Origin of the sequence: Streptomyces sp. NPDC058576 (genome assembly GCF_042718715.1) — a bacterium.
GTDB lineage: Bacteria > Actinomycetota > Actinomycetes > Streptomycetales > Streptomycetaceae > Streptomyces.
The window spans coordinates 25482-42558 of sequence record NZ_JBHXPF010000031.1; the positions used below are offsets into that span (position 1 = coordinate 25482).

Below are 17077 nucleotides of genomic sequence, written 5' to 3' on the forward strand. Positions count from 1 at the left end.
CCGGTGGCCCGATGGCCAGCGGCCCGGTGATCAGTGGCCAGTGGCCGGTGGCCAGGGACCGGGTGACCGGGTGACCGGGGGCCGGTGGCCGGTGGCCAACGCCCCACGCTCCGGTTTCTGACTGTCCGTCAGATCCTGACCCCTGTCAAGACGGCGGCAGCCCGCACGCGGACACCGAAGTGCCTGCGCGCGGGCTGCCGTTCAGTCCGCCGGGACCCACCCCCCGGGAGGTCCCGACGACCGTTTCACCTGAGGAGGATCACCAGAAGAAGGGCGTGAAGTTCACCGCGACACTGTTGTCCGACTGGTCGATCGGCACAAACGCCGAGCCACTCACCTGGGCGGACGTGTTCTGGTTCGACGCTCCGGCGCCGACGGCCTGCTGCTGGGTCGTGGACGAGTTGCCGGAGTTGTTGCCGCCGACACCGCTGCCGCCGACCGTCGCCACAGCCGCGTTCGATCCGTCGTTCGCGAAGGACCCGTTGTCCGCCAGGGCGACCCCGCCGCAGAGCGCGACGGTCAGGGGCAGAGCAGCGACAGCGACGAGGGCGCGAGCGGTACGGATACTTGCCATGTCATTTCCTCCAGAAAGCGGAATTGCGGCTTCAAATTCGGCTGGTTCCGGGGGAGTTGGCCGACCACCCCGGTGCTGTTCACAACGTCGCGAGACCAGAGTTGCCCAGCACATCCCCGGCGAACCCCTCATCCCCTCCCGATTCCCTCTCACGTATGACGAAGAGCGGATAAACCTCATAAGCCGCGGGAACGTCCAGATCGGCGAGGCGATCGCGACGGACCCGTTGGCGCGCCCGGGAAGAAGCGTTCCGCCACCCGGTCACCCCGGGCGGCCCCCAGGCGGTCCACACCCACCCGCCACCTCCCCCTCTTCCTTTCTTCGAACGCTTGTACGAAAATGATTCCATGGCCACCATCGACCGACAGACCCCCACCCTGGCCCTCGCCCACGCCCTCGCCGCGGCCGGGCGCGGGCTCCCCGTCTTCCCTCTCTCCGCCGCGAAGCTCCCCGCACTGCGCTCCCCGCACCACGGCGAGCAGCCCCCGAGGCACTGCCGGGGAGAGTGCGGACTGCCGGGACACGGGGTGCACGACGCCACCACCGACCCAGCGGCCGTCCGCGCCCTCTTCGCCGCCGCACCCCGGGCCACCGGCTACGGCATCGCCTGCGGCCGCGCCCCGCACCGCCTCATCGGCATCGACCTGGACGTGGACCCCGCGTACGGCAGCGACGCGGCGGGCGCGCTCCGGCAGCTGGCGCTCCAGCACCTGTTCACCATTCCGGCGACGGTCACGGTGCTCACCCCGAGCGGCGGCCGCCACCTCTGGCTGACCGGACCCGCCGGCGCGACGGTCCCCAACTCCGCCGGCCGCCTCGCCCCGGGCATCGACATCCGCGGCAGCGGCGGCTACCTGGTCGGCCCCGGCTCGGTCACCGCCCACGGCCGCTACCGCCTGGCCCCCGGCACCGCCCACCTCAACCCGGCCCCGTGCCCCCGCGCCCTGCTCCGCCTCCTCACCCAGCCCCGCCGTGCGGCCGCGACCGCCGGCGGCGCGAGCACCACCCGCACCCCGGACCGGCGGGGCGAGGGCCTGATCCAGTTCGTGCTGGCCGCCCACGAGGGCCAGCGCAACACCCGCCTGTTCTGGGCGGCCTGCCGCGCCTACGAACACGGCTTCGGCGACGCCCTGGCCGACGCGCTCACCGCCGCCGCCGTCCGCACCGGCCTGCCGGAGCACGAGGCCCGCGCGGCGATCGCCTCGGCGGCGCGGCTGACGTCGGGCCGGGGAAGCGCATCCCCGTAACCCTCAGCCTCCCAGGGCCCGTTCCGGCGACAACCGTCACCGGGAAGGACGGAGGTCAGCCGAGGAGGCCAGGAATGACAGCGCTTCCTACCCACCCATCGGCGGTTTTGGCACTGGACCTAAAGCCCGAAGCGCGACTCGGGGCGATCAACCGCACCCCGGCTTTGCAACGATAAAATAGAAAGCGCTTACCGACCTGTTGCCTTTCGCGCGGGGGCTGCCCTTCACTGTTGTGCGGCAGCCCGTCAGCCACTGGACCGCCGGCTGCCTCGGCCCTCAAGGAGGAAGGCCCATGCGGCGTTTGACCGTACTCGTCTCAGCCCTGTTCCTCGTGTCCCTCGCCCAGGGCCAGGCCGCCGCCCAGCCCCCCGACATACCGCCCCAGGAACCGGGCGTGACGATGCGGGTCTTCGACGTACAGATGCCGCTGGACGACTTCTGCGAGCTGAAGCCCGGGCAGACGCCCAACGTCGACGAGCTGAAGCCGACGATCGACTGGACCACCGCCGAGGACTTCGGGCTGAGCGGGAAGTTCGTCACCGAGGTCACCGCGTACCTGAACATCGAGTCGGCCGGAACGTACGACTTCCGCATCACCAGCGACGACGGCTCCCGGCTGATCATCGACGGCACCGAGGTCATCGACAACGGAGGCAAGCACGGCGCCCAGCCCAAGGACGGCTCGGCCGAGCTGACCGCGGGCGCGCACGCCCTGCGCATCGACCACTGGGACGGCGAGTACGACCAGCGCCTCCTGCTGGAGTGGCGGCCGCCCGGGTCGGACGCGTACACCGTCGTCCCCACCTCGGTACTGAGCACCGACGCCGACGTCACCCGGGTCACCTCCCCGGGCCGCAAGCTGTGCGAGGGCGTCGACGATTCACCGGGCGACGGTCTGCCGCTGGGCGGCGTCCATCCCGACTACACGCTGACCGATCTGCGCCCCGACGGTTTCGAACCGCAGGTCACCGGCATGGCCTGGCTGCCGGACGGCCGGCTGGCCGTCAGCACCTGGGGCGGCAGCAGGGAGAGCGAGCTCGGGCAGGTGTATCTGCTCGACAACGTCACCGGCGCCACCGACCCGTCGAAGGTGACCAAGAAGCTGGTCGCCGAGAACCTGCTGGAGCCGATGGGCCTCGCGTACGTCGACGGCACCCTCTACGTGTCCGAGAAGGACGGTCTGACCGCGCTGGTCGACAAGAACGGCGACGAGGTCACCGACGAGTACCGCAAGATCGCGACCTGGCCGTTCGGCGGGAACTACCACGAGTTCGCGTTCGGGCTGCTGTACGAGAAGGGGCACTTCTACGTCAGCACGGGCATCGCCATGGTCCCCGGGGGCGCGACCCAGGACCCGCAGAACGTGCCCAACCGGGGATCCACCCTCAAGATCAACAAGAAGACCGGCAAGGTGTCGTACGTGGCCGGGGGGCTGCGCACGCCGAACGGCCTCGGCCGGGGCCCGGGGGGCGACATCTTCGCCACCGACAACCAGGGCGCGTACGTGCCGACGTCGAAGCTGGTGCGGATCAAGCAGGGCGCCTTCTACAACCACCACACGAACCCGGACGGCGTCTACGACGACCAGCCGGTGACCGAGCCCGTCCTCTGGCTGCCGCACGGTGAGATCTCCAACTCGCCGAGCAACCCCCTCCTCCTGCCCGAAGGGCCCTTCGCCGGACAGATGGTCTTCGGCGACGTGACCTACGGCGGCCTCCAGCGGGCCTTCCTGGAGAAGGTCGGCGGCGAGTACCAGGGCGCGGTGTTCCGGATGACGCAGGGCCTGGAGGCCGGGGTCAACCGGATCAGCCTCGGCCCGGACGGGGCGATCTACGCCGGCGGCATCGGCGACGCGGGGAACTGGGGCCAGGAGGGCAAGCTCAAGTTCGGCCTCCAGAAGCTCGCGCTCACCGGCGACGAGGCCTTCGACATGCGCGCCATGCGGGCGATCGACGGAGGCTTCGAGATCGAGTACACCCAGCCGCTCTCGGACGAGACCGCCGAGGACTTGGCGGCGAAGTACGAAGCCCAGCAGTGGCGTTATGTGGCGACCCCGCGATACGGCGGCCCGAAGGTCGACGAGGAGACCCTCGACGTCACCTCCGCGACGCTCTCCGAGGACCGCAGGACCGTGACACTCGCGATGGAGGGCCTGCGCCCCGGCAGGGTGGTGCACGTGCAGTCCCCCCGCCCCTTCGCCGCGGAGAACGGCGCGGAGCTGTGGAGCACCGAGGCGTGGTACAGCCTGAACACGCTGCCCGACGGCTCGAAGCCGCCGCCGGTGTACGAGGCGGAGTCCGCCTCGCCGGCCGGCGGCACCAAGTTCAACGACAACCACTCCGGCTACTCCGGCGCGGGCTTCATCGACAACAACTGGGAGCCGGGCTCCCGCACCACGTTCGCCGTACGCGCCGACAAGAAGGGGAAGCACGACCTCGCCCTGCGCTACGCGAACGGCCAGAACGCCGACCCGCAACCCACTCCCCGCTCGATGACCCTGTACGTCAACGGCGAGCGCCACAAACAGATCTGGCTGAACTCCACCGTCGCCTGGAACAGGTGGGCGACCCACACCGAGTCGGTGCCCCTGCGCAAGGGCGCGAACACGATCACGTACGCCTACGAGGCCGAGGACGACGGCCATGTGAACCTCGACAACCTCACCGTCACCCCGACGCAGCGCACCACCCTCTTCGACGGCTCGAACCTCGACGCCTGGGAGTCGGGTGACGGCAGTCCGGCGAAGTGGCCGGTGGCGGACGGCTTCATGGAGTCCCTGGGCGGGGACATCCGGACGAAGGAGAAGTACGGCGACTTCCGGATGCACGCCGAGTGGTACCAGCCGGACTATCCGCCGGACGTCACCGGACAGGCCCGGGGCAACAGCGGGGTCTATATCCAGGAGCGTTACGAACTCCAGGTGCTGGAGTCCTTCGGGGTCGACGTGCCCGCCAACAACGACGCCGGTTCGATCTATCTGCGCAAGGCCCCGGACGCCAACGCGGCGACCCCGCCCGGCACGTGGCAGAGCTACGACATCGAGTTCCGGGCGGCTCGCTTCGGCAGCGACGGCAAGAAGGTGGAGGACGCGCGGGTGACCCTCCGGTGGAACGGGAAGCTGGTGCACAAGAACGTCGCCATCGCCGGCCCCACCGGCGCGGGCCGCCCGGAGGGCCCGGCACCGGGCCACATCAAGCTGCAGGACCACGGGGACCCCGGTGAGAACCCGAGGTTCCGCAACATCTGGATCGAACGGCTCTGATACGCGGCCCGACCGCACGACGAAGCGGTGTTGCCCCCTCCGTCCGGAGGGGGCAACACCGCTTCCTGTTCTTCACCGCCCACCACCGACCCACCCGCGCAGGCTCAGGCCCTGCGGGCCCGGGTCCTGCCGGCCGGGGTCCTGCGAGCCCGGGTCCTGCCGGCCCAGAACTCAGGCACGCAGGGAGACGTAGTGCGCCCCGACCTCGGCCAGGTAGTCGTGGTCGGTCGTCTCGCTGTCGGTGGCGAACCGAGGGGCCGATTTGATCTCGTCCCGGGAAGCCCCGACCTTCACCGTCTGCGCCCCGGAGTCGACGGCGATCACCGCACCGGCCGGGATCAGCACGCTCCTGCCGAACTTCCACACCCCGGTATCGACCACGAGGTGCTGCCTGCCCGGCTCATCCTCCTGGCGTTCCACATGCCCGATGACCCCGTCGGCGGCCTCCACACTGAATCCCACCAACGCCTGCCCCGGGACGTAGCCACTGTCCTGCCCGAACCCCCACACATCGCCCACTGGCACGTCTCCTCACTCCCGCCCGGCTGCGAAAGCCGGACGCCTTGCCGATCGCTTCACCCGGCTGATGCCCCGGTACGTGCCCGCCAAGCGCACCCGGCCCACCGCAAAGGGGACGCACGAGTCGGTCGGACAGCGCACGACGCGACCACGGACGCCGACGGACAGCACGCACGAGTACGGCCCCCGACCGAAACTCCTGGTCGGGGGCCGTACACCTGCGGTGGGTGTGGGATTTGAACCCACGGTGACATCGCTGCCACGACGGTTTTCAAGACCGTTCCCTTAGGCCGCTCGGGCAACCCACCCCGCGTCGGCGGTCCCGTCGCTGTGCAAGCCGATGGGCCGTCAGGCCCGTGTGGGGCCGGTTCGACGCGTGGGACAGCCTAGCCGGTCAGCTGTCGCCCTCGCGCTGGCCCAGGGTGACTTCGGCGGTGGCCTCCTTGCCGTCGCGCTCGTACGTCAGGGTCACCTTCTCGCCGGGTTTGCGGGTCCAGATCTCGCCGATCAGGGACGGGCCGCTGTCGATCACGGTGTCGTTGAACTTCGTGATCACGTCGCCCGCCTTGAGGCCCGCCTTGGCCGCCGGGCCGTCCGGGGTGACGGCGGGGGTGCCGCCCGCGCCCTCGGAGGAGATCGCCGCGCCGCCCGTCTTCTCCTCCATCGTCACCGTCGCGCCGATCACCGGGTAGACCGGCTTACCGGTCTTGATCAGCTGCTCGGCGACGTTCTTGGCCTGGTTGATAGGGATCGCGAAGCCGAGGCCGATGGAGCCGGCCTGGGACTGGCCGAGGCCGCCGCCGGTCGACTGGATCGCCGAGTTGATGCCGATGACCGCGCCCGTCGCGTCCAGCAGCGGGCCGCCGGAGTTGCCCGGGTTGATCGAGGCGTCGGTCTGCAGCGCGCTCATGTAGGAGTTCTTGTTGCTCTGGCCGTCCCCGGAGGCCACCGGGCGGTTCTTGGCGCTGATGATGCCCGTGGTGACCGTGTTCGAGAGGCCGAAGGGCGCGCCGATCGCGATCGTCGAGTCGCCCACCGCGACGCCCTCCGAGTTGCCGAGGGAGAGGGGCGCCAAGCCCTGCGGCGGGTTCTTCAGCTTCAGCACGGCCACGTCGTAGCCCTGCGCCCGGCCGACCACCTCGGCGGCGTACTTCTTGCCGTCGGAGAAGGTCGCCGACAGTTCGCCGGACTCCGCGGCGGAGGCCACCACGTGGTTGTTGGTGAGGATGTGGCCTTCCTTGTCGTACACGAAGCCGGTGCCGGTGCCACCCTCGCCCTCGCCGCCCTGTGCGTCGATGGTGACGACGCTGGGGAGCGCCTTCGCCGCGACCCCGGCCACCGTGCCCGCCGGGCGCTTCAGGTCCTTCGGGGTGTCCGACGCCGAGACCGTGGTCGAGCTGCCGGAGGAGCCGTTGTCGTTGCGGTCGGCCGCCCAGAATCCGAGGGCGCCGCCGATGCCGCCCGCGACGAGCGCCGCCACGGCCACGGCCGCCACCAGGCCGCCTGCCCTGCCCTTGCCGTTCCTGCCGCCCGCAGGACCCGAGCCGGGCGGGACCGGAGCACCCCAGACCGGGCCGTGGCCGCTGCCGTCGCCGATACCGCCGGACGCGTGACCGGCGTCCCCGCCGGCGTACGACGGGACGGCGGGCGGGGGCGGCGGCCAGGACGCGGCCCCCGCGGGGAGCCCGGGCTCCGCTCCGTATCCGCCGGCCGTTCCGTACGGGGAGTGCTGCGGAGGCTGCGGCGGCTGCTGAGGCGGCTGGTTCGAGGTCGGGTGGGCGGCGCCCTGGGCGTACCCGGGCGTGGCCGAAGAGCCCTGGGGCGCCGGAGCGCCCTGGTGTGTGGGGTCGTGGCGCGGTGCTTCGGCGTGCGCCGGTGCCGGGGGCTGCGCGCCGGGGGCGTGCGGGGTGCCCTCGGGCGCGCCGGTGTCATGCACGGGAAGGCGCGCGGTGTCCTGTGCGGAGTCGTGCGCCGTGCCGGGCGCGGGCGCATCCTGGGCCGGAGCCGCCGACGACGGAGGCGTGACTCCGTCGGTGGCCGGTTCAGGAGTGTCGGCCGGCACGGGAGGTGCGGACGGAACGGACGGCACGGCCGGTACCGCGCGGTCCTCGTTGCCCTCGTTCTCGGTGCTCACAGCTCTTTACTCCTCGGTTCCACTCGGCATCCAGTCGGCATTCGGCAAGAAATCCGCTGTGCACGTGTCTGCGGTCAGCTTTTCCCACAACACGTCGGGCCACTGTAAGCAGGACCTGTGCATCCGCACACCAATCTTTACATCCGACAAAACAGACCTCCAGGGTGACATGTGCTCAGCCATCCCCGCGGCGGTGACACCATGGCCCGGGTGACCCACGCACGGCAGCGCAGCGCGCACACCTCCATCCAGGTCATCGCCCACCGCGGGGCCTCCGACGACGCCCCCGAGCACACCCTGGCCGCCTACCGCAAGGCGATCGAGGACGGTGCCGACGCCCTGGAGTGCGATGTCCGGCTCACCGCCGACGGCCATCTCGTCTGCGTGCACGACCGGCGGGTGAACCGTACGTCCAACGGGCGCGGCGCCGTGTCCGCCCTGGAACTCGCCGACCTCGCCGCCCTCGACTTCGGCTCCTGGAAGGACCACGAGGAGTCGCCCGACTGGGATCCGGTGCCGGGCGAGCTCACCTCCGTACTCACCCTGGAAAGGCTCCTGGAGCTCTTCACCGAGGTGCGCGCCACCGGGCGGGACCTGCAGTTGGCCATCGAGACGAAGCACCCCACCCGCTGGGCCGGGCAGGTCGAGGAACGGCTCCTGGAGCTGCTGAAGCGCTTCGGACTGGCCGGTCCGCCCGCGGACGGGCCCTCGCCCATCCGCGTCATGAGCTTCTCCGCCCGCTCCCTCCACCGCGTCCAGGCGGCCGCGCCCACGCTGCCCACGGTCTACCTGATGCAGTTCGTCTCGCCCCGGATGCGGGACGGGCGACTGCCCGCCGGGTCCCGGATCGCCGGTCCCGGCATGCGGATCGTGCGCAGCCACCCCGGGTACATCGAGCGGCTGCACCGCGCGGGGCACCGGGTCCACGTGTGGACCGTGAACGAACCGGCCGACGTCGACCTGTGCGCCGAACTCGGCGTCGAGGCGATCATCACCAACCGCCCGAAGCAGGTTCTGTCCCAACTGGGGCGCATTTAGTACGGATGGGGACGCGCGAGGTCCCCGACCTCGGCCGTTACGGGGTGTGCACCGGCGCATTCGCTGCGCGTTCGATCGTTACGAGTGCGTCACCGGCAGCGCATTGGCCGGTTTCCGGTCCAGCTCAGTGGGGCATCCAACCCGTGGCGTGGGGCAAAGGAGGTCTCGGGGGTGGCGTTGGTGGTGGCACAAGAGGTGCCCGCGTCGTCGAGCATGGCCATTCCTCATGGCCCTGCCGGCGTGGGGCAGGCACGACACCGGATGCGTGAGCAGTTGCGCGGCAACGGGGTGTCGGACGCGGTCGTCGACGACGCTGTTCTGATCCTTTCCGAACTTCTCAGCAACGCCTGCCGGCACGGCAGGCCGCTCGGGCGGCACACCGACGTCGGCGACGGGGACATCCGCGCCGCCTGGCGCGTGGACACCGGCGGCGGGCTCACCGTGGAGGTCACGGACGGCGGCGGCCCGACCCGCCCGGTTCCGGCCACCCCTTCGGTGACGGCACGCGGCGGCCGGGGCCTCAACATCATCAGCGCCCTGGCCCAGGAGTGGGGCGTACGGGACGACTCGTCCGGCGAGGTCACCGTCTGGGCGCTGGTCTCCTCGAAGAAGCCGCCCGGCATCGGCGGCAACGGCTCCGCAGCGAACGGCTCCGATACGAGCGGCCCCGGGACGAGCGGTTCGGGTGCGAGCGGCGTCGGCGGACTCACCGGGTTCGAGGGTCTGGACTTCTCCGAGGCCTTCGACGACGTCGGCTGAGCACGCACGGAAGGCAGGGCCCGGGCGCACGGAAGGCAGGGCCCGGGCGCACGGACGGTACGCGCCGAGCGCACGGACGGCACAGCCCCGAGCGCACCGACCGCCCGGCCGGAGCCCACGGACGGCACGGCCGGGCGCACGGGCGGCATAGGACCGAGGGCGTACGTGGGCGGGGCAGGGCTCCCCGGGCGGCTAGGCTCGCGCCGAGTCCGCACTGTCGCAATCGGGAGAATGCCCACCATGGCCAAGAAGCGCCCTCAGTCCAAGGCCGGGAAGCAGCAGCTCAAGGACGGTGAGATCCCGGTCGTCGGGGCCCGTGAGCCCTGCCCGTGCGGATCGGGCCGCCGTTACAAGGCGTGTCACGGACGCGCCGCCGCCCAGGCCGTGACCGAGCTCGTGCACCGCCCCTTCGAGGGACTCGCGGGCGAGTGCGACTGGGTCGCGCTGCGCGAGCTGGTGCCCGCCGCCACGGTCGAACTGACCCTCAAGGACGGGCTGCCCGATGGAGTTCCGTCGGTGACGCTCGCGACGGTCCTGCCGATGGCCTGGCCGGCGCTGCGCCGCGACGACGGTTCCGTCCTGCTCGCCCTGCAGAACGACACCTCCTCCGGCGACCTCAGCCGCGACCTGGCGGACACCCTCCAGCGCGCTCTGGAAGCCGAGCCCGGCTCCCCGGTCACCGCCCGCCGCGTGCCGGCCGACGGCCCGCGTCTCCAGGACCTCCTCGCCCCGGACGCCGCTTTCGCGCCGGACGTGCACTCCGGGTTCGAGTTCTGGGTGCCGGACGCGGAGAACGCCACCCCCGAGGTGTCCGCATCGCTGGAGCGCGCGAACGCCGCCGCGATCCCGACGACACTGCTGTCCGGCGTGGACGCCGCCTACTGGTGCGAGACCCCGGAGAAGAACCACCTGCGCTGGGTCATGCCGCACCCCGAGGAGCAGCTCCTCGACGCGCTCGCCCGGCTGCACGCCGCGGGCACCTCCTCGCTCGGCGACGACACCCGGCTGGTCGGGTCGTTCCGGGCGCACGGTCTCGTGGTCCCCGTCTGGGACCTGCCGACCTCGATGGGCGCCGAGGCGTGCGAGAAGCCCGCCGTCGAGTTCGCCGAGCGACTGGCGACGGCGCTCGCGTCCGACGCCCCGCTCACCGCCGAGGAACGCCGGGCCCGGGGCGGTCTCACCAACCGCCAGGTGACCCTCAGCTGACCGTGACGACGGGGCGCCGCAGACGGTGACCCGCATCACAACTCGCCGTACTCGTAAGTAAATCGGCGTCCCTACAGGCGAGATCGAATTTGCGAACGGCAGATCTCTTGTTACGGTTCTAGAAGCCCGGTCGCTGGTGCATCCCCCGTCGCCAGCGACCGGGCGTCTTCGTTTCCGGCTGCGGCCCGCCCCTGTGACACCCCGGGCGCGGAGCCCGTACGGCCCTCGCCTCCTTACCCTTCATGCCGCCGCGGTCAGCCCGTGGCGCCCGGCGCGCGTTCGGATCCGGTGCGGAGCAGCAGCGGCGCCTCGTGCACCGGCCCGGTGCCCATGAACTCCGCCACCGCCGTGGCGGACCGGGGCGCGCCCTCGGAGGGGACGCGCGGTGTCTCGCAGGTGCCCGGCTCGTCGTGGGCGATCGGCGCGCAGTGCAGTTCCACGGTCCGCCCGCCCGGCCCCATCAGCGTGAGTGCGGAACGGAGTTCCTCGCCGGTCGCGTTCCGGTAGTAGACGCGCGCCCAGCTCTCGCCGTCCTGGGTCATGACGCAGGTCTGCGCCTCGACGCCTTCCGGTGCGACCAGCTCGGGTCCGCACCGGGCCGCCACGTCCGTACCCCGACTGCCGCCGCCAGAAGAGGACGAACGATCAGACTCGGGCAGTGATCCGGCTTCTGCGCTCATTCTCGATGGCGATTTCGGCAACGCCGAAGAATGAATGTCTGGGCCATCTCCAGAATGAGCGTCAGAATCCTTTGACCGTAGGCTTTCTGGTGACCCGCCAGAAGATTTGGCGTCGGCCGCATCGCCGGATACGGCATCCGGAGCAACGGCAGGATCCGCGATGGCGACCAGCGGAACCAGACACGCGAACACGACGGCAGCCGTGAGACCGATCATGCGGAGATTCATGGTGGCCCCACCTGGCGACTGCGCGGAATTCCTGACGGCGGAGCGACGATATCGGCGTCATGCGCGCCGGCGGTTCGCCCGGCACGCGAATACCGCGGATCCCGTCCGGCTCACACCCGTTCGAGTGAGCCGGACGCCGGGCTTCCCTTTCCGCGTCCGCCCCTTTCCCAAGGCCGCCCGGCTTCCCCCCGTAGGACGCCGGGCGGCCCCTTCCGAGGCCGCCCGGCGTCCTCGCCCGGGACGTCAGTAGGCGAGCCGGCTACCGCCCCCCGGCGCGCCGGTGCTCGCCTCGACCAAGGCGTCCAGGACCGCTTCGACATCCGGGAGCCAGGGCGCCACGGCCACCGGAGCCCCGCCCTTCGCCCGCCCGCGGGACACCGGGGCGGAGGAGGCGGAGGAGGAGGCCCCGAGCGGTGCGGGGGACCGTTCCCAGCGGACCTGGCCCGTGCCGGTCCGGGACGGCGGCAGGACGAGGTAGCCGCCCTCGCCGTGGAACCGGAGCGAGCTGGGCACCCAGTCCTTCGCGTACAGCAGCTCGCCGAGCCGTTCCAGGGTGTACGGGGCCACCAGCAGCGACCACCGGGTGGGTGTCGCCACGACCGGGCCGAGCCGCACGCCGAGGGCGTCGAGGGCGCTCAGCGCTCTGGCGCCGGCCACGGCGGGCAGGCTCACCGCGCAGGGCGCGCGGCCTCCGGTCGCCAGCATCACGGGGGCGGTGGGGCGGTTGGCCCACCACCAGCGCACCATGCGCTCGTCCGTGGTGGCCGCCAGCAGGCCGGGGTCGAAGGGGTGTGCGCCCGGTACGGCGCAGTCGGGTTCGGGGCAGGCGCAGCCGGGGCCGGCGCTCTGGCCGTGCGGGGCGGCCTGCGCCGTCCCCACTCCGGGGAGCACGGGCCATTGCCATACGGTGGCGCAGGTCAGGGCCGCGTCGAGCCGGGCGGTCCCCTCCTTGCGCCGGAGCCGGAGCCTGCGTCGCCTTCCGAGGATCTCGCGCATGAGCGCTCGTTCCTTTCCGTTGAACGCCGAATCCACATGACAGCACGCGTGCGTGACACCACGTGCGTATCTCTTCGCTGTGCGTACGTGCCCATCACTTCTGCGGTACAGGGACGTGCGTGCCGTCGATACCGAGCGTGAGCCGAGCCGAGCCGAGTGGAATCGATCCGAATAGAACCGATCTGGGTGGAGCTGAGAGCCGAACCGAGCAGAGTCGAGCGGAGTCGAACCGAACGGGGCCTAACTGACCGAACGGAGCCGAACTGAACCGAGCGGAGTCGTGCTGCTCTGGCAGAGTCGTGCGGGTCGAGCCGGGTCGGCGGTCGCCGGGCGAGGGTGGCCTGCGCCTCGCCTGCCGTCCCTGGTGCGAACCCCGCCGTCCGGGGCCGGGGCGTCGTCGTCACGGGTTAGGACGCCCGAACCCGCTGCCGGGTTCCTGGGCGATCACAACTACACCCGCGCATCACCGTTTACGTACCCAGCATGCCCGGGATGACGCTCCTCCGGCGACTTGACCCCGGAGGTGCCCCTGTCGAGCAGCCCCAGTCGATCGCAAATAGCGTCCATAGGGTGCATTTTTTGGCCAAGTTAACCGACACTGGGAGAGCACGAATCGCCCGGACCCCGAAGGGACAATGCTGGACATCGGGTTACTTGTGCGTGTACATGTGGATGCATTGATAGTGGCGCAGAATCACATGGGGGTTTGCGATGCTATTCGACGAATCACACCGGTCGGAAAGCTGGCTGCCATGAGCGCCCCACACCTGCCGAAAGTGGCTGGAATCGATCCAGAGGTTCCGGTTTCAACGCAGACTTCCGCGCCCCTGACGGAGGTCCCGGCACCGCCCGGAGCCTTCATCCAGGACCGCCTGGCGGGCTGGGTCTCGGACCTCACCACCCTGCACGAACTCACCGAGCGGCTGGCCGGGACGAGCACCCTCGACACCGCCCTGAACGAGCTGCTGCACGCCGGAGCCGCCCTCGTCGGAGCCCGCCGCGGACTTCTCGTTCTGGAACCGGCGAACGGCGAAGGCCCCTCCGCCACCCTCGGCCTCGGGCTCACCCACGCCGAGCTCGGGCACATCGAGACCGTGCCGCGCGCGGCCACCGCCCTCGGCCGCGTTCTCGACGGGCTGCCGGACACCGCGGACGGGGTCGCCAGCCCCGACCTGCTCGGCGAGCAGAACCTGGACCCCCGGCACCGCGAGGTCGCCACCCGGCTCGGCTACGCCGCGAGCTACGCCCTCCCGCTCTCCTCCGAGGCGGCCGGCCGGCTCGGCGCGGCGCTCTGGCTCTACGACGAACCCGCCGAGCCCGCGCAGAAGCAGCGCCACCTGGCCGGCCTCTACGCGCGCTACGCCACCGAGCACCTGGCCCGTCTGATCGAGCTGGAGCGCGCCCGGGCGGACGTCGCCGCCGTCGCCGAGGAACTGCTGCCCAGCCGGCTGCCGCGGATCCCCGGCGTCCAGCTCGCCGCCCGGCACCGCACCGGCCCCCGGGGAGGCGGCGACTGGTACGACGCGCTGCCGCTGCCCGACCGCACGCTCGGCCTCGCCGTCGGCTCCGTGGGCGGGTCCGGGCCGAGCGCCATGGCCGCCATGGGCCGGCTGCGCGCCAGTCTGCGGGCGTACGCCGTGATGGAGGGAGAGGACCCCGTCGCCGTCCTCTCCGACCTGGAACTGCTGCTGCGGCTCACCGAGCCCGCGCGGACCGCGACCGCCCTCTTCGCCTACTGCGAGCCCGCCGCCCGCAAGGTCGTGCTGGCCGGGGCCGGGCACACCCCGCCGCTGGTACTCGGCGAGCGGCGCTGCGAGTTCGTCGAGACCACGCTCTCCGCCCCGCTGGGGATGCTCGCCTGCTGGGAGGCGCCGAGCGTGGAGTTCAGCCCCGCGCCCGGTGAGACGGTGCTGCTCTACACGGACGGGCTGCTGCGCCGCACCGGGGACGCGATGGACCGCGCCTTCGCCCGGCTGCACTCCGCCGCCGCCTCCGTGCCGAAGTCGGGGCGGCACGATCCGGCGGCCGTGGCCGACCACGTCCTGCGCACGATGCTCCCCGACGGCCTCGACCGGAGCGACTCCACCGAGGATGTCGTGATCCTCGCCGCCCACTTCGACTGACCCCTCGGCCGCCCCCGGGCCGCCTCTGCGACGCTCTCTCCGGTAACAGGCCCTTCGGCCCTGGGCCCCCTTCCGCACGCCCGTACGATGGGTGATGGTCCAGTGTCGTATCAAGGAGAGACAAATCGTGTCTGAGGAGCTCATCCCGGAGAACCCGGAGCAGGAGACCGAAGAGAACGAAGCGGAAAAGGTCAAGCAGCGGAAGAACGGCCTGTACCCGGGCGTCTCCGACGAGCTCGCCGAGAACATGAAGTCGGGCTGGGCCGACACCGAGCTGCACGACCTCCAGCCGATCCCCCAGGCCGAGCACACCGCCGCCCGGCGCGCCGCGCTCTCCGCCCGCTTCCCCGGCGAGCGCCTGGTCATCCCCGCGGGCAACCTGAAGACCCGCTCCAACGACACCGAGTACGCCTTCCGCGCCTCCACCGAGTACGCGTACCTCACCGGTGACCAGACCCAGGACGGCGTGCTCGTCCTGGAGCCGACGGGCGAGCGCGGCCACGAGGCCACGATCTACCTGCTGCCGCGCTCCAACCGGGAGAACGGCGAGTTCTGGCTCGACGGCCAGGGCGAGCTGTGGGTCGGCCGCCGCAACTCCCTCACCGAGGCCGAGCAGCTGCTGGGCGTTCCCGCGAAGGACGTACGCGAGCTGCCCGCCGCGCTGACCGAGGCCACCGGCCCGGTCCGGGGCGTCCGCGGGCACGACGCGTCCATCGAGGCCGCCCTCACCGACAAGGTCACCGCGGAGCGCGACGAGGAGCTGCGCGTCCACCTCTCCGAGGCCCGTCTGGTGAAGGACGCCTTCGAGATCGCCGAGCTGCAGAAGGCGTGCGACGCCACCGCGCGCGGCTTCGAGGACGTCGTGAAGAGCCTGGACAAGGCCGAGGCGACCAGCGAGCGCTTCATCGAGGGCACGTTCTTCCTCCGCGCCCGCATCGAGGGCAACGACATCGGCTACGGCTCGATCTGCGCCGCAGGGCCGCACGCGACCACCCTGCACTGGGTCCGCAACGACGGCGCCGTCCGGTCCGGCGAGCTGCTGCTCCTGGACGCCGGGGTCGAGACCAACGACCTCTACACCGCCGACGTGACGCGCACCCTGCCGATCAACGGCACGTTCTCGCCGCTCCAGCGCAAGATCTACGACGCGGTGTACGAGGCCCAGGAGGCGGGCATCGCCGCCGTGAAGCCCGGCGCCGACTACCGCGACTTCCACGACGCCGCGCAGCGCGTGCTCACCGAGAAGCTCGTCGAGTGGGGTCTGCTCGGCGACCTGTCCGTGGACAAGGTCCTGGAGCTGGGCCTCCAGCGCCGCTGGACCCTGCACGGCACGGGCCACATGCTCGGCATGGACGTCCACGACTGCGCCGCCGCGCGCACCGAGACGTACGTCAACGGCACGCTGGAGCCGGGCGTCTGCCTGACGGTCGAGCCCGGTCTGTACTTCCAGGCCGACGACCTGACCGTGCCCGAGGAGTACCGGGGCATCGGCGTCCGGATCGAGGACGACATCCTGGTCACCGAGGACGGCAACCGGAACCTCTCCGACACGCTGCCCCGCCAGGCGGACGAGGTCGAGGCCTGGATGGCCCGGCTGAAGGGCTGATCCCCTACGCCTACGCCGGGGGCGCGCCGTTCACTACACCGTGAGCAGCGCGCCCTCGCGCCATTTCAGGATCTTGTCGAAGCTCACCACCGCGCCACGGCCCGGCCGGTTGCCGAACTGGACGTGGTCGGAGAGCTGCTGGATGAGGTCGAGACCCCGTCCGCTCTCGGCTTCGGATGGTGAGGAATGCGCGGCTGGGCGAAGCGCGCGCCGGGCGGGAAAGCCCGGCCCCGAGTCGCTGACCTCGATACGGCATTTCTCGCCGTCCAGATAGGCCGTGACCCGGTACTGCCCGGAGTCCGCGGAAGGGCGTACGTAACCGGAATCCCCCGGCTCCCCGAGAGCCGTCCGATCGCCGCCGTGCTCGACGGCGTTCGCACAGGCCTCGCTGAGCGCGACCGACAGGTCGAAGGAGATGTCCGGATCCACCCCTGCGGTTTCCATGGTGCCGAGCAGAAAACGACGGGCGAGCGGAACGCTCGCAGCTTCGCGCCGCAAATGGAGTGACCACCAGATGCTCATCTTCCAGCCTCCTGGCTGCGGCTCGACGTATCGATACGTATTGCCGCCCTCGGCACTTCGTAAGCACGGATCGGGCGGGAGAGCCCTCATTCGGCGGATGTGGATATTCGGCCGCCCGGTGTATGGACCGGCCCGGCCGCAGGTCACCGGGGTCCGGCCCGGCGACCTGACGGGCGCGCCCGC

The 17077-nt window shown here is 71.3% G+C and carries 13 protein-coding genes and 1 tRNA gene; 7 read left to right on the plus strand and 7 right to left on the minus strand.

All coding sequences use genetic code 11. The features are described 5' to 3' along the window. Window positions 1-259: 259 nt before the first annotated feature. Complete coding sequence (locus ACFWRV_RS21700; RefSeq protein ID WP_384336938.1) at window positions 260-574, minus strand: hypothetical protein; 315 nt, start codon at window positions 572-574, stop codon at window positions 260-262. A gap of 347 nt (window positions 575-921) precedes the next feature. Here ACFWRV_RS21700 and ACFWRV_RS21705 point away from each other — a divergent pair, with 347 nt between their 5' ends. Together ACFWRV_RS21705 and ACFWRV_RS21710 are read left to right on the plus strand one after the other, a co-directional pair. After that, window positions 922-1821, plus strand: coding sequence for a bifunctional DNA primase/polymerase (locus ACFWRV_RS21705; RefSeq protein ID WP_384336940.1), 900 nt, complete (start codon window positions 922-924; stop codon window positions 1819-1821). 292 nt (window positions 1822-2113) lie between these two features. Continuing rightward, window positions 2114-5083 (plus strand): family 16 glycoside hydrolase, encoded by a 2970-nt coding sequence (locus tag ACFWRV_RS21710; protein WP_384336942.1) that lies wholly within the window; start codon window positions 2114-2116, stop codon window positions 5081-5083. 171 nt (window positions 5084-5254) lie between these two features. On the opposite strand, the gene ACFWRV_RS21715 is transcribed toward ACFWRV_RS21710, so the two are convergent. The 3 genes from ACFWRV_RS21715 to ACFWRV_RS21725 form a co-directional block, all read right to left on the minus strand. Further along, window positions 5255-5602 carry a PRC-barrel domain containing protein gene (locus tag ACFWRV_RS21715; protein WP_384336944.1) on the minus strand — a complete coding sequence of 116 codons (348 nt, stop codon included), beginning with the start codon at window positions 5600-5602 and terminating at the stop codon, window positions 5255-5257. Between the two features lie 221 nt (window positions 5603-5823). Further along, window positions 5824-5910 (minus strand) — tRNA-Ser (locus tag ACFWRV_RS21720). A gap of 86 nt (window positions 5911-5996) precedes the next feature. Beyond that, window positions 5997-7736, minus strand: a complete 1740-nt coding sequence (locus ACFWRV_RS21725) for a S1C family serine protease (RefSeq protein WP_384336946.1) — start codon at window positions 7734-7736, stop codon at window positions 5997-5999. Between the two features lie 201 nt (window positions 7737-7937). Between ACFWRV_RS21725 and ACFWRV_RS21730 the strand changes: the two genes are divergently transcribed. From ACFWRV_RS21730 to ACFWRV_RS21740, 3 genes are all read left to right on the plus strand, one after another. Then, window positions 7938-8774, plus strand: coding sequence for a glycerophosphodiester phosphodiesterase (locus tag ACFWRV_RS21730; protein WP_384337035.1), 837 nt, complete (start codon window positions 7938-7940; stop codon window positions 8772-8774). Between the two features lie 84 nt (window positions 8775-8858). After that, window positions 8859-9533 carry an ATP-binding protein gene (locus ACFWRV_RS21735; RefSeq protein ID WP_384336948.1) on the plus strand — a complete coding sequence of 225 codons (675 nt, stop codon included), beginning with the start codon at window positions 8859-8861 and terminating at the stop codon, window positions 9531-9533. 240 nt (window positions 9534-9773) lie between these two features. Beyond that, window positions 9774-10739 (plus strand): DUF5926 family protein, encoded by a 966-nt coding sequence (locus ACFWRV_RS21740; protein ID WP_384336950.1) that lies wholly within the window; start codon window positions 9774-9776, stop codon window positions 10737-10739. Between the two features lie 254 nt (window positions 10740-10993). Here ACFWRV_RS21740 and ACFWRV_RS21745 read toward each other — a convergent pair whose 3' ends face one another. Together ACFWRV_RS21745 and ACFWRV_RS21750 are read right to left on the minus strand one after the other, a co-directional pair. Continuing rightward, window positions 10994-11344 (minus strand): hypothetical protein, encoded by a 351-nt coding sequence (locus tag ACFWRV_RS21745; protein ID WP_384336952.1) that lies wholly within the window; start codon window positions 11342-11344, stop codon window positions 10994-10996. Window positions 11345-11890: 546 nt separating this feature from the next. Continuing rightward, entirely contained in the window at window positions 11891-12643 is a 753-nt protein-coding gene (locus ACFWRV_RS21750) for a bifunctional DNA primase/polymerase (RefSeq protein ID WP_384336954.1), read from the minus strand. 635 nt (window positions 12644-13278) lie between these two features. Here ACFWRV_RS21750 and ACFWRV_RS21755 point away from each other — a divergent pair. Together ACFWRV_RS21755 and ACFWRV_RS21760 are read left to right on the plus strand one after the other, a co-directional pair. Beyond that, window positions 13279-14766, plus strand: coding sequence for a PP2C family protein-serine/threonine phosphatase (locus ACFWRV_RS21755; RefSeq protein WP_384336956.1), 1488 nt, complete (start codon window positions 13279-13281; stop codon window positions 14764-14766). A gap of 127 nt (window positions 14767-14893) precedes the next feature. Then, window positions 14894-16372 carry an aminopeptidase P family protein gene (locus ACFWRV_RS21760; protein WP_384336958.1) on the plus strand — a complete coding sequence of 493 codons (1479 nt, stop codon included), beginning with the start codon at window positions 14894-14896 and terminating at the stop codon, window positions 16370-16372. Window positions 16373-16405: 33 nt separating this feature from the next. Here the strand turns inward: ACFWRV_RS21760 and ACFWRV_RS21765 are convergent, their stop codons facing one another. Further along, the gene (locus ACFWRV_RS21765) at window positions 16406-16894 is read right to left on the minus strand and encodes an ATP-binding protein (protein WP_384336960.1); all 489 of its coding nucleotides are present in this window, start codon (window positions 16892-16894) and stop codon (window positions 16406-16408) included. Window positions 16895-17077: the final 183 nt, after the last annotated feature.